21 protein-coding genes are annotated in these 20,476 nt (G+C 56.5%); 4 read left to right on the top strand and 17 right to left on the bottom strand.

The features are described 5' to 3' along the window. The 14 genes from traN to ACK8OE_RS18365 all read right to left on the bottom strand — a co-directional run bounded on the left by traN (position 1) and on the right by ACK8OE_RS18365 (position 12,808). On the bottom strand, positions 1-1,824 hold the full coding sequence (traN, locus tag ACK8OE_RS18300) for a conjugal transfer protein TraN (RefSeq protein WP_410273768.1): 1,824 nt from the start codon (positions 1,822-1,824) through the stop codon (positions 1-3). Further along, entirely contained in the window at positions 1,821-2,549 is a 729-nt protein-coding gene (gene trbC / locus ACK8OE_RS18305; protein ID WP_410273769.1) for a type-F conjugative transfer system pilin assembly protein TrbC, read from the bottom strand. Before trbC ends, traN begins: the two co-directional genes overlap by 4 nt. Further along, positions 2,539-3,549: a conjugal transfer pilus assembly protein TraU gene (gene traU, locus ACK8OE_RS18310; RefSeq protein ID WP_410273770.1), complete on the bottom strand. Its 1,011-nt coding sequence runs from the start codon at positions 3,547-3,549 to the stop codon at positions 2,539-2,541. The genes trbC and traU overlap by 11 nt, the downstream gene beginning before the upstream one ends. Then, a complete protein-coding gene (gene traW, locus ACK8OE_RS18315) occupies positions 3,546-4,178 on the bottom strand; it encodes a type-F conjugative transfer system protein TraW (RefSeq protein WP_410273771.1) in 633 nt (210 codons plus the stop codon). Before traW ends, traU begins: the two co-directional genes overlap by 4 nt. Beyond that, entirely contained in the window at positions 4,178-4,684 is a 507-nt protein-coding gene (lepB, locus tag ACK8OE_RS18320; protein ID WP_410273772.1) for a signal peptidase I, read from the bottom strand. Before lepB ends, traW begins: the two co-directional genes overlap by 1 nt. Further along, entirely contained in the window at positions 4,668-5,150 is a 483-nt protein-coding gene (locus tag ACK8OE_RS18325; protein WP_410273773.1) for a TrbI F-type domain-containing protein, read from the bottom strand. Before ACK8OE_RS18325 ends, lepB begins: the two co-directional genes overlap by 17 nt. Positions 5,151-5,419: 269 nt before the next feature. Continuing rightward, on the bottom strand, positions 5,420-8,167 hold the full coding sequence (traC, locus tag ACK8OE_RS18330) for a type IV secretion system protein TraC (RefSeq protein WP_410273774.1): 2,748 nt from the start codon (positions 8,165-8,167) through the stop codon (positions 5,420-5,422). Continuing rightward, positions 8,164-8,601, bottom strand: a complete 438-nt coding sequence (locus ACK8OE_RS18335; RefSeq protein WP_410273775.1) for a TraV family lipoprotein — start codon at positions 8,599-8,601, stop codon at positions 8,164-8,166. The genes traC and ACK8OE_RS18335 overlap by 4 nt, the downstream gene beginning before the upstream one ends. Next, positions 8,594-9,409, bottom strand: a complete 816-nt coding sequence (locus tag ACK8OE_RS18340; RefSeq protein ID WP_410273776.1) for a DsbC family protein — start codon at positions 9,407-9,409, stop codon at positions 8,594-8,596. Before ACK8OE_RS18340 ends, ACK8OE_RS18335 begins: the two co-directional genes overlap by 8 nt. A gap of 8 nt (positions 9,410-9,417) precedes the next feature. Next, a complete protein-coding gene (locus ACK8OE_RS18345; protein WP_410273777.1) occupies positions 9,418-10,746 on the bottom strand; it encodes a TraB/VirB10 family protein in 1,329 nt (442 codons plus the stop codon). After that, on the bottom strand, positions 10,746-11,459 hold the full coding sequence (locus ACK8OE_RS18350) for a type-F conjugative transfer system secretin TraK (RefSeq protein ID WP_410273778.1): 714 nt from the start codon (positions 11,457-11,459) through the stop codon (positions 10,746-10,748). Before ACK8OE_RS18350 ends, ACK8OE_RS18345 begins: the two co-directional genes overlap by 1 nt. Positions 11,460-11,462: 3 nt before the next feature. After that, positions 11,463-12,062 (bottom strand): type IV conjugative transfer system protein TraE, encoded by a 600-nt coding sequence (locus ACK8OE_RS18355; RefSeq protein ID WP_410273779.1) that lies wholly within the window; start codon positions 12,060-12,062, stop codon positions 11,463-11,465. After that, complete coding sequence (gene traL, locus ACK8OE_RS18360) at positions 12,063-12,344, bottom strand: type IV conjugative transfer system protein TraL (RefSeq protein WP_410273780.1); 282 nt, start codon at positions 12,342-12,344, stop codon at positions 12,063-12,065. A 158-nt stretch (positions 12,345-12,502) separates the two neighbouring features. Beyond that, positions 12,503-12,808: a hypothetical protein gene (locus tag ACK8OE_RS18365; RefSeq protein ID WP_410273781.1), complete on the bottom strand. Its 306-nt coding sequence runs from the start codon at positions 12,806-12,808 to the stop codon at positions 12,503-12,505. A gap of 399 nt (positions 12,809-13,207) precedes the next feature. Between ACK8OE_RS18365 and ACK8OE_RS18370 the strand changes: the two genes are divergently transcribed. From ACK8OE_RS18370 to ACK8OE_RS18385, 4 genes are all read left to right on the top strand, one after another. Beyond that, complete coding sequence (locus tag ACK8OE_RS18370) at positions 13,208-13,759, top strand: hypothetical protein (RefSeq protein WP_410273782.1); 552 nt, start codon at positions 13,208-13,210, stop codon at positions 13,757-13,759. Between the two features lie 223 nt (positions 13,760-13,982). Then, positions 13,983-14,351, top strand: coding sequence for a hypothetical protein (locus ACK8OE_RS18375; RefSeq protein ID WP_410273783.1), 369 nt, complete (start codon positions 13,983-13,985; stop codon positions 14,349-14,351). Further along, a complete protein-coding gene (locus ACK8OE_RS18380; protein WP_410273784.1) occupies positions 14,329-15,219 on the top strand; it encodes a hypothetical protein in 891 nt (296 codons plus the stop codon). Before ACK8OE_RS18375 ends, ACK8OE_RS18380 begins: the two co-directional genes overlap by 23 nt. A gap of 364 nt (positions 15,220-15,583) precedes the next feature. Further along, complete coding sequence (locus ACK8OE_RS18385) at positions 15,584-16,774, top strand: helix-turn-helix domain-containing protein (protein ID WP_410273785.1); 1,191 nt, start codon at positions 15,584-15,586, stop codon at positions 16,772-16,774. Positions 16,775-17,019: 245 nt separating this feature from the next. Here the strand turns inward: ACK8OE_RS18385 and ACK8OE_RS18390 are convergent, their stop codons facing one another. The 3 genes from ACK8OE_RS18390 to ACK8OE_RS18400 form a co-directional block, all read right to left on the bottom strand. Next, positions 17,020-18,207, bottom strand: coding sequence for a replication initiator protein A (locus ACK8OE_RS18390; RefSeq protein WP_410273786.1), 1,188 nt, complete (start codon positions 18,205-18,207; stop codon positions 17,020-17,022). 865 nt (positions 18,208-19,072) lie between these two features. Next, positions 19,073-19,420, bottom strand: a complete 348-nt coding sequence (locus ACK8OE_RS18395) for a hypothetical protein (RefSeq protein ID WP_410273787.1) — start codon at positions 19,418-19,420, stop codon at positions 19,073-19,075. 10 nt (positions 19,421-19,430) lie between these two features. After that, positions 19,431-20,105: an AAA family ATPase gene (locus ACK8OE_RS18400; RefSeq protein ID WP_410273788.1), complete on the bottom strand. Its 675-nt coding sequence runs from the start codon at positions 20,103-20,105 to the stop codon at positions 19,431-19,433. Positions 20,106-20,476 lie beyond the last annotated feature (371 nt).

Consider the following 20,476-nt stretch of genomic DNA (forward strand, 5'->3'; position numbering starts at 1 on the left):
CTATTTCTTCGGTGTTCCGGAGCCATTCATGGCTTCGATGGAGGAGGTGATCGCGGCGACAGTCGAACCCTGGTCGGTCTCGGCCAGCTGACCGAGCTTCTCGTTGTAGAAATCCGAGAAATCGACACTGGTCAGATCGAGCTTCTGAAAATCTTCGACGCTGAACCCCGCGCAATTGGGCGACTTTGCGCTCCCCCAGCCGATGCCCAGCTGTTGGTGGCCGGCTTCCTGGATGATGCGCGCCAGACTGTTGCCGTAACAGCAATAGGTCATGCTCTTCTGCAAGCATCCAAAGAGACTGTCTTTGCTGCAATAGGTGCCGACATAGTGGCAGGCCTTCTTTTTCTGGCTCTCCATCAGCTTCAGCTCATTGGAGTTGCATTCCGCCAAGCCGACATCAGTGCCCCAGCCAGAATCCTTGCAGCAGTTGGCGAAGCCGAGCACAGCCTTGCCACAGCGCAGATCCTGACCCTTGAAGATCGACATCTCGGCTTCGAATGTGTTGGAGGCGCCCTTGGCGGCGTTCAGCGCTGAAACAGCCGACGCAATGTCCTGGTCGGGATTATCGACGGCCTCGATAGTGGTCGTTCCCATGACCCAGGACGCGTCACACACCGACGCATCGACAGGTGTTGTGACTGCCTTTTTGCACTCATAGACATTTTCCCAGCTTTGGCAGCCAGCGTCGCCCGCAGCCGTCTCGTCGATGCAGGTCCGCGTTTTGAAGCTGCAACTGGCGTCCGGCTCGCAATTACTGCCCGTGCCGGTGATGTTCTGGCAGCGGTATGTATGCGCGGTCGAAAGGCAGTAGTCGGCAGCGAACCCGAAGTGCGCCATGATTTCGGGGAACATATTTGCCGTCTGGGCGCAGCTGGAGCCGCGCTGGGTGCAGGTTGGATTGGCCAGCAACGCATTACACCCACTATCACTGACACCCAGGTCTTCGTATCCACCCGCATCGCAGAGGAAGTCTTTCTCCTCCCGTTCGCAAAAGCCGACACCAAAATAGGAGCGGCAAACCGACGTCTGTTGGGTGCATGCCGCCGTGTCCGCACAGGTCTCCTCGTACATACCCTCATAGGTGACTTTGGAGCGTCCCGTGATGACCCGATTACAAACCGTCGCCCAGTCAGGCCCCAATCCGTAAAGCGCCAGACATGCGCCAGATCCCGTCAGATAGCCGCAGCCATTGCTGGCGTCGGGCAGGCCATGGTGCATGATAGCGCGCTGGCAGTGATGGATGTACCGGTACTCCGGTGGCACTGTACCATAGACACCAGTATAGCGGCTGGTCACGCAGGATCGGGTAACCGGGTCTTTCTTTCGGAAACCGCGCGTCAGCGAACAGCTAAAGTCGCCCTCTCCGATCACGTTTCCGCTTTCGCAGGTGTAGAGGGTCGTCTCCGTAGTGCTGGCCGTCTGCAGGTGGCAGGCGTTTGACCCGCCGCCCGTCGCGCCGTCAGCCGTCGCTTGCGGGTCGCCGTTGATGGCGAGCGCGTTCTTGACCCACGTCGCGTTTTCGTCGATCCGGTTAGCGCCGAGAAAGCTTTGGTTCGACTGAATCACCGGCGTCAGGCTATTCGTCGTCGAAGCCACCATCCCATTGGCGTTAAGGTCGGAAGGCGCATCATCCGAACGCGCCTGAACGTCAGGCGCATCGCCTTGGTATCCCGGCAAGGTCTCATAGAGATTACTGGTGTTGGTCGCAGCATTCGACGCATTGAGGGCCGCGCCGAAATCTTCGCGTTTGGGTGCCTGAGCAACAGCAAAGCTCAACGGCAATGACAGCGAAAGGGCGACCACGAACGAAATAAGCCGGCTCATAATGGGCTCTCCAGACGCTTGGCCGCTATGCGCGCCGCGCGCGGTGCCGCCTCACCCTTTTCAGCCAACAACTGGAGTGCGGTCGCCAAAGGAATGTTACCCCGAACAGCATCGAACGGCACGTCGGACCGGATGCACTCAAGGCCACCGTCTTCACAGGAGGATACCGGCGCATCCGCCGCGATGAAGGTCGGCACCCGATCGATCCGGTATTGCTGGAAGACGCGCGGATCGATCAGGACGCCGGCAGCCTCCTCCTCCGTGAAGGTCTTCAGCAGAATCTGGCGCGTCGCCTTGAAGCTTCCCCCGACAAACCCCCGAATGACCATGACAGCACCCGCCTTTTGGGCGTCGGCTGATAGGTGTCGTAGAGCTTCCCGCGGCATAGAGAGCGAAACGGCGACGTAGATAACCCCGTCCTCCACGCGGGTTTCGGTGTCAAAGACGTCGATGTCGTATTCCTTACCAAGGTAGGTCAGGCCTTTTCGCAACCTCTCACGGTTGCCGTTGGCGAGTTTGGCAGCGTCTTGGACATATTGCCTTGTCCGTTCCTCGGTATTCGCCTCCAGGCCAAGCAGATCAGCCTTCATCGCATCCGAACGCTCCTGAGCGCTTTTCACCAAATCCTCGATCTGGAACCGGTTATCCTGCCCGCGCACGGCAACCGAAGCGACCAGAACTGCCGACACTGCGGCACCAATAATGAGCCAATGTTCAGAGCGCACAGCAATTCCTCTTCTTCCAGACGAGGTATCCAATGTCCTCCCCTTTCACCGGGATTACCTTCAGGTGCTCATACGGAACGGTCGATTTGCCGATGGCCGTGCAGCTGAACATGTTTTTGTGGGCAACCGGTGTGACGAGCTGGAAGCGGTATTGGAGCTTATCCATCATGGGCTGGGGGATCGGCTGACACAGGGAGAGACTTCCCCGAGTGCCCCAGGCCAAGAGTTCTCGGTGAAGCTTAGCCTGGAATTTCTCGGCAACATGTAGTGAGCCGGTCAGTGGGCCGTAGTCGCCGGCGACCTGGCCGGTCATCGGATAGAGACTGCCCTGACACCCGGCGCACCAGAATAGCTTCTGGATGGGACGCCCGACAGTCGTCGCCGCGACGCAGTCCGCGCTGCAAGCGAGCTGTGCGATTGGGTTGGCAAAGAGAAAGACTTCTGGATTGATGATCGCGCTCAGCTCATCCGAGTTCCAAAGCGGATCGAACTCGGTCATGTAGGCGATGTCGAAGCCCGACGACTCCATGCAGACGAAGTCGGTTAGAATCTGGAGCCAGGCGAGAAGCGGATAAACATAATAGTGCGCGTGGTAAGCCGTACGAGCGGCACCGCTCTCCTGACGATACTCGCTCTTGCCGGCATAGCCAAAGCCCGGGCTGATCGACATTCCGCCTAGATTAGGGAAACAAAACGGCTTCTGCGTTACATCCATCAGGCGCGAGGGTTCCCAATAGCCGATGGTCAGGCCGACGCGGGGTATGGGCGTGCCGCAGGCACATATCGGGCTTGAAGGATTTGGTGCATCGATGCGCACGCCCTTGCCGCGCCAGATGGGCACCGAGCCTATGGTGAGCGGGAAAATGCAGTCCCAGCACGGTGCCGTAATAGGGTTGACGAACCGCCCCGTGCAGTGCCGCAAGGCGTCAGCTGGTGATGCAGAGGCGGCCCCCGAAATCACCATGCTGACTAAAAATGTGAGCAGACCCCACCACCTCATAGCCCGACCTCCCGGACCCGAAGGACAAGACCCTCCTTGCTAACCGTGGCCGGGACCTGCGTGATGCCGAATTTCGTCGTTAGTGTTCCGAGCTGATCAAAATAGAAGACCTGCTTCCTCGCGCGCATCGTGCCCATGGGCGAGCCATTGACTAGGATCAGAACCGTACGGTCCTGCCCAAATTTTCGGGATTGGTTTACCGCGAACTCGACCTGACGCGTATCGCGACCATCAATAAAGACAAGGACCTTGTTATAGGTCGGCAGTCTCTCAAGGGGATTGATCCGCTCGCCCTTTCGAGCGAACACCCGCCCCTTGTCATCGGCCAGGGTCTCCGGGACGACAATAGACGGATCATAAAGCCAGGTTCGCGCCTTTACCGTTGTCACGATACCGGGAACCGGCGGTGGGTTTTCTACCCGTTTCCGCGTGGCATCAGCGAACTTTCGGTTCAGGTCATCGATGCGGCCATCGGACTCGGCCTTCCTGAGCTTAGACAGAATATCCCTCAGCAGGTCGGTCTCAATAATCTCGAAGGTTGGGCCATATGCGCCCAAATCGCCAGCTCGTGCCGGGAGGCTGGTGCACAGCGTCATTGCGATGAAACCGATAGTGTACAGCGTCCTCATCACAGCACCGGATAAGCTTTCCCGACAAGACGGTCCCGATCGATCAGCCCGATGAGTGCATAACGACTGTCGAAAGAATCCTTGTGCGGCGTGACAACGAAGTACTTTCCGTCTGGAATCGTGCCCTGAGCACTGATCTCGACAGGATTCCCCCGTTGATCATGAGTCTTAGCCGTGCCGACGTGGCGGCCGTTGATGAAGAAATCGAGACCGCGAACGTCAACGACATCACCGGGCACGCCGACGATCTGCTTCGCAAAACGAAAGCCCGCTGGATAGTAAGGGTTCGGCGGGGGCACGAAGGCAAAGAAGTCTCCGCGCCTCGGCGTAAGCTCGTTTTTGTTTACCCAGAACGCCCAGTTCGGCAGGCTTTCAGTCTCGTTGAGAAAGAATTGGTGGTCATCTGCAATAGCACCACCTAGGTGGGACAACGCCAAGGCCGCAGCGATGCACCAAACTATCTTGGCCGGACGACTGAATTTCGGGACACTATTGAGCCGCAGCATCGGAGACCGTCCCTACAGTTGGCGATTTCGTCGCAGCGAGTTGCGCATTTAGAGAGGTTGCAAATTGCGGGGTAAGATCGACGTCTTCGCCCTTCAGCACACATTCGCGCGCCAGCAGGACGATGCCGCCATCCGCCGTCAGACGATCAATTTCCTTCTGTCCTTCGGCCATAAAAAGCTGTGTGCGGATCTGCAATGCCTCAGGCGAGACATTGGGATCACTGGCCAGTGACTGCGCGTAGTTCCGCGCAAGGCTCGTAAGTCCAATAGTCGCTATCACCGGGCGCTTGTCCGTCATGACGCGAAACCACAAGGCGCCCGTCACGAGCATGTTAATAGCCAGAAGGCCAGTCAGCACATGTCTTCCCCGAAGCGTGGGAAGGGAAATCTTACGACGTCTTGCCTTCGGCTCCGGCGTAGTCGAAACCGAAGGCGTCTCGGCGTTGGATTCATTGACTTCAGGCATTGGGTATTCCTTTCGGCCTTCGACTCAGCCAAACGACAGCGAGTAGGACCAGATAGGCAGCGAGGAGGAAGAGGTTGACGGGTCTACGAGCCACCTCGGTGGCGACGGTGTAATGCCGTAGGAAGTTGCCCCACTCATGCATCCAGGAATCGACCCGAAAGCCAAAGATAACGAGCGTCAGTCCTATGAATGCGGTGAAGGCAATCGCCGCGCTCTCCAATTGATGGAAAGTCCAATGCCACGATATCCGCCGAAACCGCGCCTCGATCCTATTTACCAGCGTGCGCATCGTCGCCCCCCATCTCACCGAACAGACGGTGAGCGAACACCCGTCGATCTCGACTGGACATGGTGCTGTATCGTTGGATGAACGGCTTCAATTCGCCGTCCCCCATCAGGAGTTCGGCCTGGTTGATCTGTTCCTTCGACCACTGGGTATTTATCGGCGCCTTGAAGGCGACGGACCGCACGGCGTCTTTCGCGGAGTGTCCACCGGCCACAAGCCGCTCGATGGCGTCGAGCACCTCCGGCTTAGTCGAATAAAGGGCGAGCGAATAAGGATCGAGGACGAGCCGCCCGATAAATTTCGTTCCCGCCCCGCGAATGTAGGCCTCTGAATATTCGCCCTGGGAAGTAAAAAGCGATCGGATCAGTTCAAGCTCGGCCTCAGACGCGCGCAGAATGCCTTCGCTGGCAAACGCATCAACCGATTCCGGCTTCAGCTTCAGAATAATGTTCCACTCGGAGTTCTGGATGCAGGCGCGGCCGCCGGCTGTTCGCTGGTAATCCTCCAGAGACTGAGTCCCAGTGATAAGGGCGCCGCCCTCTTTCCGGCACCGTCGCGCAAATCCTTCAATGAAAGGTCCCGCTGCACCGTCGCCCAGCAACTGCCAAGCCTCGTCGATAAACAGCGCCTTCTTCCGTGCGCGGCCGCCATGCTTCATGCGCTGACGGATAACCATCAGCAGCGAGAGAATGACGACCGCGCGCAGATCCTTCTTGGATTCGAGGGGGGAAAGCTCAAATACCGTGAAGGGATTGCTGATTTCGAGGTTAGCCTTGCCGTTATAGAGTTTGCCGTAGCTGCCACGCGCCCGGTACGGCTCCATAGCAATCGCCATGGCTTGGCCCTGAGCACCGAAATGGGTCTCAAGGTAGACGGCAACATCCTCGATGCCGCCGTCACCGCGCCGGGTGTCGAACACATCGACGACCGCACGCTCGATCATACCCAGCTCTTCCTTCTGGTACTGATCGTCGCCCTTGGCCATTTGCAGGACGGTGTATTTCAGGGCATTTATCGATTCCGAGCGATACTCCTCGTCAAGCTCAGCGTCGTGATAGTCAACCAGAGAAAACGGATTGATGTTGAGGTCGCTGGACAGGTTGAACTCGATGAACTGTCCGCCCTGAATCTTACAGGTGTTGCGAAACGAATAGCCGTCATCGAGTACGATGACGTCAGCGCCTCGGCCTCGCAGCCCCCCGGCCATCTCCTGCATCAGAACCGATTTTCCGGAACCGGACGCGCCAATGACGGAGACATTGTGGTTCCCGCCGCCCATCCCCTCTTCCTCATTGGAAAACGGTGAGAAGAAGAATGGTTGGCCACGGCGTCCCAGAAGCAGCATGTCAGGCCGCTGAAATCCACGGAACTCACCCTGAAACGGTGCGAGCATAGCCATGCAGCTTGTCGGCATACGGCGAAGGCGCTTGTGCGCCTTGTAGTCATCCGCCAGCCCGTCGCCCATTGTCAGCGGCAGGGCCGCCAGGAGGGTCTGAAGGTGTAGGACGTCCGAGCGCGACAACTCAAAGCCAGCACCACCCCACACGGCGCGCAGTTGACGCTCGGCGCGGTCCGCCTCGGCCAATGGTGTGATGGAAATGGCAAACATTCCCATATAGCAAAGCTTGGCGCCCATGGAGACCGCCTGATTGGTCGTGTTCCAGTCGTCGGCCGCGCGCTGAATCGCCGGGAAGAACTTCGCCGTCGGCGAACTGGCCTGTTGGCTGGTTCGCATCGTCTTCATCTCGACAGTCGTCTTGCTCTCATCGAGCGTCATGGGCGCAAAATACAAGACCGTCAGGTTCGACCCGATATTCTGAAGCTGACTATTGTAGAAATCGCCAATAAGCCGGGAGACAACAGCCTGCGACGCATTCTCCGGAAAGCGTGTGGGCGAGAAAGCCCTAAACTCCCATCGTTCCCGTCGGGCATCCGCCGGCGCTGCCTCCTGATCGTACCGATCACCCTCGTAGGCAGTCGTCGCGACCAGGCGATCCCGATATTGCGTGATCGTTGTATCCCGACGTACGATCTGCTCATTCAACCAGTCGCCCCTATCATAGGTAAGACCATCATAATTGGTGGCCGAGGTTGGATTGAGTACCGCGGAACAAAATGACAAAAGCTGGTCAGGCATAAGGGTAAAGGCCGCCCCACCCATTGAGGCGAATGTCCCCTTGATCACTTCGCGCAGTTCGGCGAGGCTGTCGCCTGCCGATCCTCCGACGTCCCCCGTCACTTCAATGGCAAGGAGGACGCGATAATCGCGCATTGAGAACGGTCCCGCCTTCGAGAAGGAAGACCATATGCCTTGCATAAGGTGGCTGCGACGATGCCGGGCGAGTTCTTCAAAGATTTCTCCACCTGCAGACCGACTGCGCGCCCAGGTGTCGACGATGTGCCCTGACCGAGGCGACGCGTAGTTGATGATCTGAACATGAGCCCCATCCGGCAAGGCATCATTGAAGACCTGGGCCAACAGCGCATGCTGCGCATCGGTCACCCCGAGAAGCGGGATCAGTTCGAGAACCAGTCCGACAGTCGCGTCCTGGACATAGAGCTGACGAACCTCATCAAAGGATCGATAGGGCAAGTAGCCAGACAGGCTGGGCGGAAATTCACGGCTCAGCCCTGTATCAACCGAGGGCATGTCACCGAATATCCGCTCCGCCACCAGCTTCTGTGCGCCTCTGAATACCTCACGACGGACGGCATCGAGGTTGAAGTTCATGGCCGTGCCTTGTCCTTAGTCTCAGGTGACAACTCTGCTCCAGGGTCGGGCGCGGCCGTTTTCGCCACGGGCGGCGTTAACCACCACTGTGCCCGACGCACCACGGCGAAGATCTCGCTGCGGGCGTGATAGTCACCCTGCGCATCAACAAACGGTGCGACAACGACCCGCATCACCTGATCACCGTCACGACGCGGATCGAACTCTCGTGTTGCGGTGCCTGGTGCATTCGGTTCCCACCAGCGTGCAGGTTTGGTGTCGAAGATCACGGCATCGCCCGAAATCTTGCGGGTCTTGTCCTGACGAGCATCCGTTTCAGCAATCGACGTGCAGTGGTCGCCTTCCGCAATACATGTCCATTTCGTGGAGGTATTGTTCGACGCACACGCAGTCAGCACAAACGGGAGCACAATTAGAGCGAGGCCTCTAAACATTCTTGCCCTCCAGAAAGCGAATAAGGTCCGGCAAGGGAAGGAAACCGGCATTGACCGTGCCATCAGCGCGAATGATGGCAGGCGTGCCATTGATGCCGTTGGCCTGAGCGTATCGGGTGTTCTCGGCGATCAAGGCATCGAAGCGCGAGCAGTCACCGCTCGCCTTGATCTCGCCGCCGGTATAGGCCGCCTCGGCTGCTGCCGCCCGATCGCCCGCGCACATCACAAGACGCGCCTTTTCCGCAGACTGCGGTCCAAGGATCGCAATTGGGTACTCAGTAATCTCGATATTGGTGGAGCCAGCTAATTGCGCAAAAAGCTGGTGGCAGTAACCGCAGCTGTAGTCGCCAAACACTGTCATCTTCAGGGGAGCCCCTGGATTATGCACGACCGCATTAGCCTTCGGCAGCGTGACACTGAGTTTGGTAGCGGTTGCCGCTTTCACAGGGGCCTGGACAATCTCGCCGCCCACCTTAGAGGTTGCCGCATCGACCGCCGCCAGCTCCTTCAGGCGCTGATCGGTCAGGTCCTTTCGATCCTTGAGATCCAGAACCGCGCCGACGACCACGAAACGTCCGTCCTTAGTGCTATAAAGTAGGTTCTTGCCCATGACGACTTCGCACAGACCGATCGCCGTCTTGCATGAGACGGAACTGACCGTACTATTTGGGAACTGCTCGGCGATGCGACGCTTTACGCTGGCCTCAGTGGCTTGAGGTTGAAGCGTCAAGGCGATGCCGACCGCAGCGAGGGCGCCAAGGCCCATGAGGGCTGGCACAGCAAATCTGATATTCAGGAGGCGATGCATGGGGGCACCTATTTCTTTGAGGTTTCTTTGAAGCGGAAGCCCGCGAGGAAGACGATCTCGACATCAACGCCGGTCGGCATTTCGATAACCGGTTGGTATTGCTCGGCGCGCTTGATGTAGTAGTCGGCCAGCATGCCGGATGCGCCAGAGATGCCGGACCCGACGGACGCCTGGCCGATCTCGCTCGAACTGAGGGGGCGGGCGTTGATTAAGGTGCCACCCCCCTCCTCCCCGCCTAGGCCAGAGATCGTGCTCTGCACATTCTTCTCCATGGCCTTGCCGAGACCTTGGAACGTGCCAGCTACGAGCGCCTTGGAGGCATAATCCCCCTCACGACGGACCACCTTGCCGCGGACGCCCGTCTTGCCCTTGTACGTGACGTAGCCCTCGACGGAGGCGGTCAGGAACTTCCCATTGCGGGCTTCACAGGTGATCCGCTGAAGCTTGACATAAACCTTCTCAGACGAGAGTTCCGCATAGGCGGCACCATTCACGACGCAGCCCCGCAAGTCTGACGACTGAAATTTACCCGACGTTCCGACACCGATCGCGGGCCCCTGCACCCGCAAGAGAACAGGTTTTGGGTCAGAGTTTCCGCCAACACCAGTTTGCATATCGACACCGACGAGCACCCGAGCCGTTGCGTAAGAGTTGGGAGGAACGAATTCTGCTGGATCGAAGATCTCGACGCGATCCGAAACCGCACCGCCCTTCTGCACGGCAGCCTTTTCAACGGTGCCGCCTTCGACCGGACCCGACGAGCTGAGGGAGACAGTTTTGAACATACGGCGTGGGCGGTCTTTGACCTCCGCCCCTGATTGAAGCGATGGTACCGGGTTTGGGGTCGGGGAAAACCCGGCACCATCTGCCGCCTCGGTGGGGTATCCGCGGGTAGGAAGCGGATCGCTGCCACCTCGACGATTCCGTTCCGCCTGAAGCATCTGATATGCCTCCTCGCGGTCCTGGAGATTGCGAGCGTTCAAAGCCTCTTTCTCCGCAGCAAACGCTGCGTTTTCGGCTTCCAGTTGGCGGAGCCGCGCATCCATGTCCGATCGCTCGGATTTAAGTTGAGCATTCTCCGCCGTCGGCGAAATCGGGACGCCACTGGCCACAGAGGCGGTGCCCTTTATGCGCACCGCTTCCTCCTTCGTCAGCTTCTGGGGTGACTTGACGTCGGGAGGGAAGACGGTGCTGTAAACAGCAAAGCCCCCGATAACAGCCGCCACGCCAATGATGGACGCCCATAACAACGTGGCATTTTTCTTCGCCTCGGCATTGGGAGACACAACCCGTTCGTCGGTGGCCTCCTCCGCGGGCGGCGTTGAAATTCCTTCCATCACCGCGCCTCCTCGACAATGTAGACCCGGGCCTCTTCACCGGGTGAAAGCAATTCATCGGTGATGCCTACGGCCAGCACCTGGCGCACCAGGAACCCGTCAGCACTTAAGGTCTGAGGTACGGTGGAGGTGTTCTTGAAGTGCAAGACGGTGCCCGAGATGCCCTCGGCGTCGCAGCGCTCGATTGTCCAGACCTGGAAATTCGCCGTCTGGGTCGGTTGGCTCCGTCCCGACCTACAGATTACACCTTCCGGTCGCTCGGGATTGAACATCAGCTTCACGAACGCTGCCATGGTCTCCGGATAGCCATTTCGTTTGAATTGGATCGCCGGCGGACTGTTTGCCGACAAGGTGCCTTCCATCTTCAGCTCATAGGTCTTGGCGGTGTCTTCCACAGGGTGAAAGGTCGCCTGGACGGTCTTGCCGCTCTCCGTGGTCAGGAAAGCAGAATAGGTCTGCCCCGTCGTTTCTCCGTCGAACCCGACATAAACGTCACCTGTCGCCTCGTCCTTCTCTATGAGCAGGTCCGCGTCCTCACCGGCCTGCAGGGTGCGGACCGTCGCAATCCGCTCTCCCTGAATGTGGACGCGCGACATCTGAGTCGAAGACACCTGAAGCGATACCTGCTCTCCCTTCACGGATACGGTCTCGGCCGAAACGGCCGACGCAAAGGCGAGCACACTGACACAGCCAAGTAGCGCGGAAACACGCATGGTCTATCCTTCCGTAAGGGATTGAACTGGCTTCACCTTCTCGCCACGCGCCTCGTCGGGGGTGATCTCAGTGAAGCTCTTAAGCCGAACGAGCTGGCCGCTTTTTGAAAAGGTCAGCGCATAGACCTTGCTTTGCGCATCGACCTCCCGGCCGCCCTGCTCTATGCGAACAGTGCCGCGTATTTCGACGTACATGGTTTTCGGATCGACATAAAAATCGTTCGGAAACCAAGACTGAGAACGGTTCTCCCGAATCGCCTCCTGCCGGTCCCTGACCAGGATCTTGTGCATTTCCTGATAAGCCGTCGGCTCCATGATCTTTTGCGCTTCGCGCTGAAAGTAGAGCAGCGTCTCTGGAGACCGATTGAGGAACAGGAACGACGTGTCGCGGGCGAAACGTTCAAGATACAAAGGGTCGGCGGCACCGTAAGCATCAATCGACACTTCCGAAGGAATAGTGGGAATGATCAGTGTGCGAGATTGCCCGACCAGCACCATGGCCAAGCAAGCATTGGTCGCAATGCTCGTGGCCGCGACGAGAGTCATCACCGAAAGGCGGGATGCGAAAAGTTTTCGCTCTTGCTGGGTTTTGGCGAAGTCCATCTAACCCACCATCAGACGATGTTGGGCGGGCGGGGTCCTCTTCAAACCCATAACCTCATAAGGAAGTATCCAGAACATCAACCAAAGCAAGCGTGTCAGCGAACCACCCTTCTTGAGCCGCCGCAGTAACCAGAAGGCCGTAAGTCCGGCGGCTAGCCCGATGAGGAAGTTTGCGACGATCGTCAGGATGCCCAAGGGCACCACGACCACGACGAGTTCATCTGGCGTGAAAATAAAATATCGCTCTGGCTCATCCAGATACTGGGGAATTCTGGTATCCATGCAGGGTTCCTACCCATTGCGTTCGCGCCAGGGGTCTCCGACAGCCCCGTTCGCTTCAGCAGGACGCCTCGACTGCGCGAGGGAAGCCTGTGGGCTCCCCCCATTCCGGTAGATTTCCGTGACCTGGACCTCTCGACCGGCTGCGCGGCGAGGCCAAATTAGAAGATGGCGGAGGACAGGGCGGAGACGATGCCCGGGCCCGTCGATGCAGTCAGACCGATACCGGCTGCACCGGCGATCAGGCGCCAGTCGAACTTCATCACCAGGCCCACGAGAGCGCCTGCGATGCCAGCGACAGCGGCCATCTTGCCGAGAGAACCTTCCGACCAGTTCGTCAGGACCGTGGTGGTGGCGTTGAACGTCGTATCGGTGCCGGCGTGCGCTGCAACGAGAGCGAGACCGGTTACGGCAACCAGACCCAGAGCGGCGGTCAGGTCGGTTTTCAGCATGAGATGCTTCTTCATGTTAATCCTTCGGAGAAATGAGTTAAAAGGCGCGCCAAAACCTTAACGCATCTTAATAATCCCATTCATCTTCCAGATCAGTCAAATCACCCAAAACTCTTTACTCAATCAGAAAAATAATATTCTTTCCGAATTTGAAATTTTATTTCGCCACTTCACATTTTTATAACGCTCGCGAAAAGAAATTTTTGCCTCGAAGTAAGCTTTCTTTGCTCCTGTCGAAGGAAAATAATTTTCTTTTCTCGCTACACTGAATCCCGACCAATGGAATAAATTGCAGTTGCTACAATGACTTAATGGCAACCACCTCCGCAAAAATCTCAGTCAAGCGGCGCTTGACTTGATCGGTCTTCATTTTAAGGTAGGCTCTAAATGGGTCCTATTTTAATTGAGCTGCCTATGCCGGGTTCGAAAAAAGCGACAGAAACCACCACATCGTCCAAAGCCCCAAAGGGCTCGTCCGCGGTCGACGCAAAAAAGCGGAGGAAGACGCCTCCAGGTCCCTTGGCGAATGGGCGACGTGTTGTCCTCAATCTGATAAACGATGAAGAGTTCAGCAATGTCATTGAGCTTGGCCTTGCTGAGTATATCGGCCGCTACAAGCGCCCGGCATCCACCAAGAGCATTCTTCCCGAGGCCTTGTGCTATCTCCTGAGCTTCTCCGGAGACGAGGTCTGGCAGCGCATTTTTGACAAATATACTTATGACCAGCAAAAACGGCAGGGCGTAAATCTCACGCCGGAACTGAACACGAGCCTTGAAGATGCGGTAGACAAGCTTCGCGAAAACACCCGTGACAGCTTCATCCAGTACAAGTGGAACAAGCGAACCGTGGGCGTCGCAGCGCTCTACCTCTATTGCCTCTATCTGATCGTCCACAACGGCAATAAGTACGTCATTCCTCCCGAACAGGTCGGGGAATTCGTCACTGATGGGGCGTTGGCGGTTTAGTGGTCAGCGACCTGTCTTGACCTAAAGCCTAGAAATCCGAGTCTGACTGCGAAGCAGATCGTGCCTCTGAGCGTGGCTGAGAAACGCACGCCACAAAAAACTTCTAAATAAATTCAATATCCTTTGCTCGCGCAGGACGATAGAGTAGCATCAAATCAATCACCGCTTGATTTGACTGCGAACCTATGTCAAGTATCGATGTGATGCAAAGGGGTGCTCCCACATGTCACACGAATTCCAAAACGTACTGGCGGGCGATGACACGCGATCGCGTGTCGCTCGCGTACTAAAGTGTCTTATTAAAATGCGGTCGATGTCCGATCCGGACGCAATGCAAACGGCGGCTATCTGCAATGAAATCCGCGTCTCCCCACCCACGCTGAAGAAGCTTCTCAATGGTGACATCGGCAAGGTTGAACACCTTGTTGCGCTGACACAGTACCTGTCCGTCAAAAACCATGAAGTCTTCCTGATCGCTGAATCCTATACAACTACCCAAGATCTTACCTATCTGGTCACCTCACTGATGCAGAAGCACTCGACGGTTACTGGCGAACTCAGAGTGGCCTATGACCAGCGTCATTTGGCTTAGCGCTGCTCTGGCGGCGCTGTCTCTTCACACCGACGCATCAGCCGTTCTGCCCTCTCCCACCTGTGTTTCTCAATGCGCGCCTCGTGATCCCATCGCCTTCCGTCCTGACGACTTCTCTGCGTTTTTGGACGAGATGAGCAGATCGCCCGATGTACGCATCTCCATCGCTGCCGCGCGCCTCAGCTATCATGATATCTACGCGCAAAAGCGCGCTGCCTATCGTCCGACCCCCATCTTCCGCATGAGGGTAAGGCGTCTAAAGGCCTCCAAGGCACAGTTGTCCGCCGAACAGATAGCCAATCAGGACCTGGTTCTCGCAACGGCCCGGTTTCACGCCCTTGATACCGGCTATTTTACAAGGCTTGCCCGACGGGAGAGCGGCTTCAATCACCTTGCCCGCGCACCGACCTCGTCCGCCTCGGGCTTGTTTCAGTTTACCGAAAACACCTGGCTGTGCACTCTCAGGCAATATGGTGCGGCCTATGGCGTTCCGGACGCCAGCGACATTGTTCGTTCATCCGGCGGCCGTTGTCGTCCCCCGTCCCTGCTCTCCCGTTGGCGTCTTCTCGCACTGCGTTACGACCCCAAACTTAATGCAGCTATGGCAGCCCATCATACCAGAGAGAACACCCGGTCGCTCTATCGCATCCTCGGTCGCAGCCCGAGCGCAGCGGAACTCTATACATTCCATTTCTTCGGTGCCGACGAGGGGGAACGCTTCCTCCGCGCCCCGCTATCCGCCACGGCGCACCTCGTCACGCCGAAGGCGGCAAGCAGTAACCGCACGCTATTCTACGATCGCACAGGTAGGCCAAGGGCGATTTTTGAAGTCCGAAGGCACTTCGAGGCCAGCTTCGACCAAATTTAGCTTCCCTCGTACAGGCCGGGGAACGGGGCAACGTTTTTCAAATCAATCGCCGATTGATTTGAATCAGAATCGCGACAAGATCGCGTTCCCTTGCAGCCTCGCGGAGAGTTCAGCAACGTCGTTGGAGAACCATCGGCGATATTAAAACCTACGGCGCACATTCTCAGCGCTCGACAACAACCGGAGGCTACGACAAAGAAAAACCGCCACAACAGAGCTGCGGCGGGGAACAAAGACGGCGACAGCCGCAAAGTTTATTTCACACCAGAACTATAGTTTCCCCTCTCCTGCCCTGTCAATGCAAATGCGCTCAGAACGAGCCACGGCGGAGCTTTGCCTAAATGCCTCTTTGAGAGGAGTTTCCATGAACGGCAAAACCGGGCATCGATCAGCCACGCCCAATAGTCTGCGTGGCGAACTTCTGGCACGAAGCTTTAAAGGCTTGCCAGACGGCATGAGTTACCATCAGGCGCTGAAGATTGTCAGGCGCCACATCAACGGCACATCCGACCTAAGCCGTCGCGCGAAATTGTTGATGCTGGCCTTGTTGCAGATACAGGCCATTGCGGTCCTAAATTGCGACGGTGAGGGTGGACTGGATCTTGGAGCCTTCACGGCGTTTCCTCGCAACGACACCCTGGAAGGGATGTTGGCTATGAGTCGGCGCACGGTCCAGAAGGCTATAGCCGAACTTCGGGACGCCCTTCTCGTCTGGTGCAACGATGCGCCCGACCGGAACCGGTCAAGATTCTTCGGCATAAATCTGCTCCCCGCATTCGCCCGAGTGGAGGAATTTTCGGCAGCAGAGGTAGATCGCGCTACAAATCGCTCAATCGCGAGGAATGTTCAGCGGCAATTCACCGGTCTGAAAATCGAACTTGAGGCGCTCAGACAAATGCTTGGCTCTCAATCTGTCAACGAGCTGGAAGGCCTCATACGGCAATGCGACCTTTGGCGGCGAAGCCGTGACATTGAAGCGGGTATGCGTCAGCTATTAGAACTCAGGGCGGCTGTGGATGTTTTGAAGGCCGCTGCCGTTTGCGCGGTGACTAAAGATAAAGACGAGTCACCCCAGGATGTTATTTCTGACACCCCACTTACGTACAAAACTAGGCCTATATCTAAAGATGTAGACGCCGTTCCCCCACAAGAGAGTGGCGCCGGGTCTATATCTGGATGTGGTGACAGGGTCAGGTTGCCGGTGCTCGGACCACATGCTGAAGATCTGATACCCGCCATTGAAGCTGCTTTTCGATCTAAGGGGCTTCCGATCTATGATGTCGACCGGACGGCGACGTCAAATCTACTACGCCTATACGGACGCGCGTCCGCCGCCACCATCAGGCTTAGCCGCCGTGTTGTCGATGAACTCGAAGAGAAGTTTGGCGTCAGTGGCGCCTCCCACATTCTGATCCAAGCCGCATGCGATCCCGCCGTCCGCAACAGACCTGGCTGGGCGAGGTCATTTGTGCACCCGTCCTTTAGTGCAGGGGTTGTCGACACCCGACGGTCTTTCCATCGATGGAGAGCAAATCTGTTAGCTGAGGCAACATGAAGCCATAACCGTGGCGATACTATCATGAAGTCGAAAGTCCGACCCCACGCCATACCCACATCCCAAGACCAATGGCGGCCAGTACGAGCGCACAAATGAGAACGATCCCCATGAGCCCACGTCCACGGCGACGGGTTTTGGACGCATTGTAATCGTCCCGATATTCGATTGGGCAATCCTGCTTAGGTTTTGAGGCGTGTGTGGGCATCCCCCTCCCCTATCACAATATCGGGTCGGTCGGAAACTTATCGCTTGCCCTGTTTCCCGGCACGGTAACGGCAGTATCCGAGGAAGGCACCGTCTGCATTTTTTATCGGCTGCCCGAGTTGCTGGGACATTTCGATCCAGTCGGCTTCCAACGCATAGATGTCATAGCCAGGAACGATAGCCTTGGCTTTTTCATAGGTGTCGAGGCTCACGATCGGGCGACGGGCTGAACCCAACGCGCGTGCTGAGTTTTTATTCCGCTTACGACGTCGAAAGACGATGTTCGAGCCTTCGATCTCGATCGTGTAATCGGGGAAGTGGTCGGCCCGCTCGTTGTCCTCGACGATCTCCCGGACCATTCGGCGGAACTCCTTCATCGATGACTGCGTGCCCGATTTCTTGTGGCAGACGTCGAAGGATATCTGCCACTCCTCCTGGTTACCGCAATGCTTCCGGGCGAGTTGATAGAGCTTGCGTTCCAATGCCCCCCGCAGACGAAAGTAGTCCCGATGGACGGTGAGAACTTCCTTGTGGTCGACAGCGCGGTAGAGCCAGTCCGAGATCTTGACTTCTACCTCCAACATTCGGCCGGTCCGCCCTTCGCGGACTATCGTGAAATGGTCGATCATAGAGAAGTTATGGTAGACCTCTTCGCCGCCAGTCTTGATGTTGGTTCCGATCCGTGTCCCCGCAAGACGCTCCAGGCCATCCCTCAACGCGTTATATCCCGATCCGCCCGTTGGGCGGTTTGTGCTCTGGAGAAAGTCCAGCGCCGTGAAGCGGATCACCTGTTCGGTCGGCCTTCCGTCATTCATGGCTCGCCGCAAATGGCTCATCAGATAAATCAGGATGTCACCATCGTATATATTGGCCAGACCCTTAACACTTGGCGTGATGGTAACCTCCACACCCCGATGCTCGTACTGGCGGATTTTTAGGTCTGGCTTTAGGCTTAGACTGAAGATCGGATGCTCGAAGCTCGCCATATCCCCTTTGAAGGTAAGATCTCCGACGGGTTCGATGAGGAAAAACAGGTCTGGCGCATGTCTGTCAGGGAGGAGTACCGCTCGATCAGGCTTGCCCGCTTTCCCTTTTGGTTCCTCTTCCTGCATCACGATAAAGTCGGGTTCTCGCTGATCGTCCGTCCCTTCTTCGCCAGGGGGAATATCTTCTTCAGGGAACAACAGCGCCTGCGACTCAATGCGCAGGAACTTGCCGCTGACCATGTTGATATCTTTTTTTCTCACCTTTGGCGTTGGCATCCGCTTACTCGCAATCTGACGGTTAAAATCTTCGTCGTCTTACCCACTTAATCTTCGTCGTTTTACCCACCCGTGAGCTGCAGAGAGCCGGAATTTAAAGAAATTTTCCGAAGTCGGTGGAATCGGCTAGAAAGAATCGTCGTTCTACCCACCTTGCGTACACTATTTTCGTCGTCTAACACACCCCAAAATTGGCTTATTAGCATCGTTGTCGAGGACGGATCGACGCAACAGGCAGAAATGTATCGTTTTTTCCGCCGACATTGGGTTTCGTGAGAATGCAGGTGCCCAACGGAAGATTTTGTTCGAATCTTTGTCGTTCTGCCCACCCGCGAATCAGTTTTCGTCGTTTAGCCCACTTGAATGTCCCCCTAGGGACCTTCAAGTAGTGGGTGAGAATTTACCTTTGCCAATAAGTTATAGAATTCAACAGGATACTAGAGTTGCTTAAAATGAATTGCTTGAAATTTTCGTCGTTCTTCCCACCCGATAGTCCTCTGCTGTCGAATCAGCGCGCTATCCACGTCGGTTGACGAGTCGGAATAGGAGAATCGAGCGGTAATATGATGCTGAATTGGTGCGGCCGATGCGGATTTCTTGATGGTTGTCGTCCTACCCACCGCGCTTCGTCGCAGTACCCACCTTGTTTTGTCGTTGTACCCACTGCGTCTCTGAATTTATTCCAGACAATCAAAACGGTACGTGTGATTTGAGCACCCGTAACAAGACTCTAACATATATATAACACAGAGGGCTCGGCAGGAAGAGGCTGTGGATAGTCCCCTGCCCTAGTCGAAGAAAAACCCGCTGTTAAGCGGGCTCTTCAGGCTTATTCATACTGCGAGATAAACTCTTCAAGCAGGTCGCCCTGAGACAGGCCTCGCTCAACGCATATTTCGTCGAGCCGAGCTTTGATGGAAGGCTTCATCTTGCAGTTAAACGAGACGCTCCTCCCCTCCTTCGCGGGACGACGCTCACGCAGTGAAAGTTTAGGCGCAGGAACCACGGGCGCAACTGTCGAGGGCTGGAGCTTGGGTTCGGGTGGCGACGAAGGGCCGCCTGATGCCGCGAAGCCGTTATTTTTCGCCAGTTCCGTCAGCTTTGCGTCATCTTCCTGGACTGCTGGACGGTCAATCTTTGGCGGGCGAAGTGTTGCGCGGGTCAGTGGTTCATTCATAGCTCAGCTCCTACGCCGCTTTCTTTTCGAGTTCATCGTGCATTGCCGTTATCAGGCGGGCGATCTCTGACTCGGCTTTCGCCGCAGACGGAACCGCATTCCCTTCCCTCAGCTTGTCTAGCGTCGATTGATAGCTGAAGATGGCCTTGTATGCGTCGCGCTCGTGGATGGTGCCTAGGACTGGGAGACCGTTCTGAACCGCCTCCTCCATCGTCGCCGTCATCTCCTTCGACCGAATGGCCGGCGGTACACGGTTCCATACAATCCAGCAGTGACGATACCGCTTGCTCTCCTTATTGAGAGAATCGACGTGGTCATAGACCTTCTGAGCGTCGCGAAGGTCCTGAAAGCTTACGTTCGAAGGCACCAGGCAGAAGTCGGCCGCTTTAATTGCCTCCGCGAGGCCCCAGTTCGCTGACCCTTCGACGTCGATGATGATGACGTCGTACTTGTCTCGATAGCTCTCGACAGTCTTCGACAGATCATCGGAACGGGTGGAGACCACATGAATGTTCGCACTGACCGTCTTGGCGTTGAACCACTCGTCCTCCAGTCTGCGACGAGCATCCGCATCGATTAGAAGCACACTTGTGCCATTGCTGGCGTAGACGCCGGCGATCGCTACCGCCAGTGTAGACTTACCGCAACCGCCCTTAGACGAAGCGCACGCGATGATGAAGGCCATGCCTGTATCCCCTTGCAGTTAAGACGCTTTATTTCGTCTTGCGGAGTTGAAGTGCTTTATCTTTATAACGCGATCATAAAGCGGAGGTACTGCGCTACAGCGGACCTTTATGAAGCATCGCACTTTATAAAGTCGTTACCATTATAAAGTGCCAGACCGCCTAAAGCCCTGAACTTTATAATGTCAAAGTGGGATACCTCAGCTTTATGAAGCCGATATAATTATAAAGCAGATTACAATCACGTTATAAAGAGATGGTCAATACCTCTATAAAGACAAAGTGACACTATTGCAATTTATGATGCGAAATACCTCATAAAGCTAACGTGGTGGTAACGTGATTTATAATGCGCAGGTAAAGCGATTTATAA

Origin of the sequence: Asticcacaulis sp. W401b (assembly GCF_046503825.1) — a bacterium.
In the GTDB taxonomy this organism is placed as follows: Bacteria; Pseudomonadota; Alphaproteobacteria; order Caulobacterales; family Caulobacteraceae; genus Asticcacaulis.

Excerpts from the sequence above, each read along its gene's own strand:
- ACK8OE_RS18325 (WP_410273773.1), bottom strand. The coding sequence starts at position 5,150 with ATGCCTGAAGTCAATGAATCCAACGCCGAGACGCCTTCGGTTTCGACT.
- ACK8OE_RS18385 (WP_410273785.1), top strand. The coding sequence starts at position 15,584 with ATGAACGGCAAAACCGGGCATCGATCAGCCACGCCCAATAGTCTGCGT.
- ACK8OE_RS18350 (WP_410273778.1), bottom strand. The coding sequence starts at position 11,459 with ATGCGTGTTTCCGCGCTACTTGGCTGTGTCAGTGTGCTCGCCTTTGCG.
- ACK8OE_RS18375 (WP_410273783.1), top strand. The coding sequence starts at position 13,983 with ATGTCACACGAATTCCAAAACGTACTGGCGGGCGATGACACGCGATCG.
- traW (WP_410273771.1), bottom strand. The coding sequence starts at position 4,178 with ATGAGGACGCTGTACACTATCGGTTTCATCGCAATGACGCTGTGCACC.
- ACK8OE_RS18395 (WP_410273787.1), bottom strand. The coding sequence starts at position 19,420 with ATGAATGAACCACTGACCCGCGCAACACTTCGCCCGCCAAAGATTGAC.
- traC (WP_410273774.1), bottom strand. The coding sequence starts at position 8,167 with ATGAACTTCAACCTCGATGCCGTCCGTCGTGAGGTATTCAGAGGCGCA.
- ACK8OE_RS18380 (WP_410273784.1), top strand. The coding sequence starts at position 14,329 with ATGACCAGCGTCATTTGGCTTAGCGCTGCTCTGGCGGCGCTGTCTCTT.
- ACK8OE_RS18355 (WP_410273779.1), bottom strand. The coding sequence starts at position 12,062 with ATGGACTTCGCCAAAACCCAGCAAGAGCGAAAACTTTTCGCATCCCGC.
- ACK8OE_RS18335 (WP_410273775.1), bottom strand. The coding sequence starts at position 8,601 with ATGTTTAGAGGCCTCGCTCTAATTGTGCTCCCGTTTGTGCTGACTGCG.
- traU (WP_410273770.1), bottom strand. The coding sequence starts at position 3,549 with ATGAGGTGGTGGGGTCTGCTCACATTTTTAGTCAGCATGGTGATTTCG.
- ACK8OE_RS18390 (WP_410273786.1), bottom strand. The coding sequence starts at position 18,207 with ATGGTCAGCGGCAAGTTCCTGCGCATTGAGTCGCAGGCGCTGTTGTTC.
- ACK8OE_RS18400 (WP_410273788.1), bottom strand. The coding sequence starts at position 20,105 with ATGGCCTTCATCATCGCGTGCGCTTCGTCTAAGGGCGGTTGCGGTAAG.
- traN (WP_410273768.1), bottom strand. The coding sequence starts at position 1,824 with ATGAGCCGGCTTATTTCGTTCGTGGTCGCCCTTTCGCTGTCATTGCCG.
- ACK8OE_RS18340 (WP_410273776.1), bottom strand. The coding sequence starts at position 9,409 with ATGCATCGCCTCCTGAATATCAGATTTGCTGTGCCAGCCCTCATGGGC.
- traL (WP_410273780.1), bottom strand. The coding sequence starts at position 12,344 with ATGGATACCAGAATTCCCCAGTATCTGGATGAGCCAGAGCGATATTTT.
- ACK8OE_RS18365 (WP_410273781.1), bottom strand. The coding sequence starts at position 12,808 with ATGAAGAAGCATCTCATGCTGAAAACCGACCTGACCGCCGCTCTGGGT.
- ACK8OE_RS18370 (WP_410273782.1), top strand. The coding sequence starts at position 13,208 with ATGCCGGGTTCGAAAAAAGCGACAGAAACCACCACATCGTCCAAAGCC.
- lepB (WP_410273772.1), bottom strand. The coding sequence starts at position 4,684 with ATGCTGCGGCTCAATAGTGTCCCGAAATTCAGTCGTCCGGCCAAGATA.
- ACK8OE_RS18345 (WP_410273777.1), bottom strand. The coding sequence starts at position 10,746 with ATGGAAGGAATTTCAACGCCGCCCGCGGAGGAGGCCACCGACGAACGG.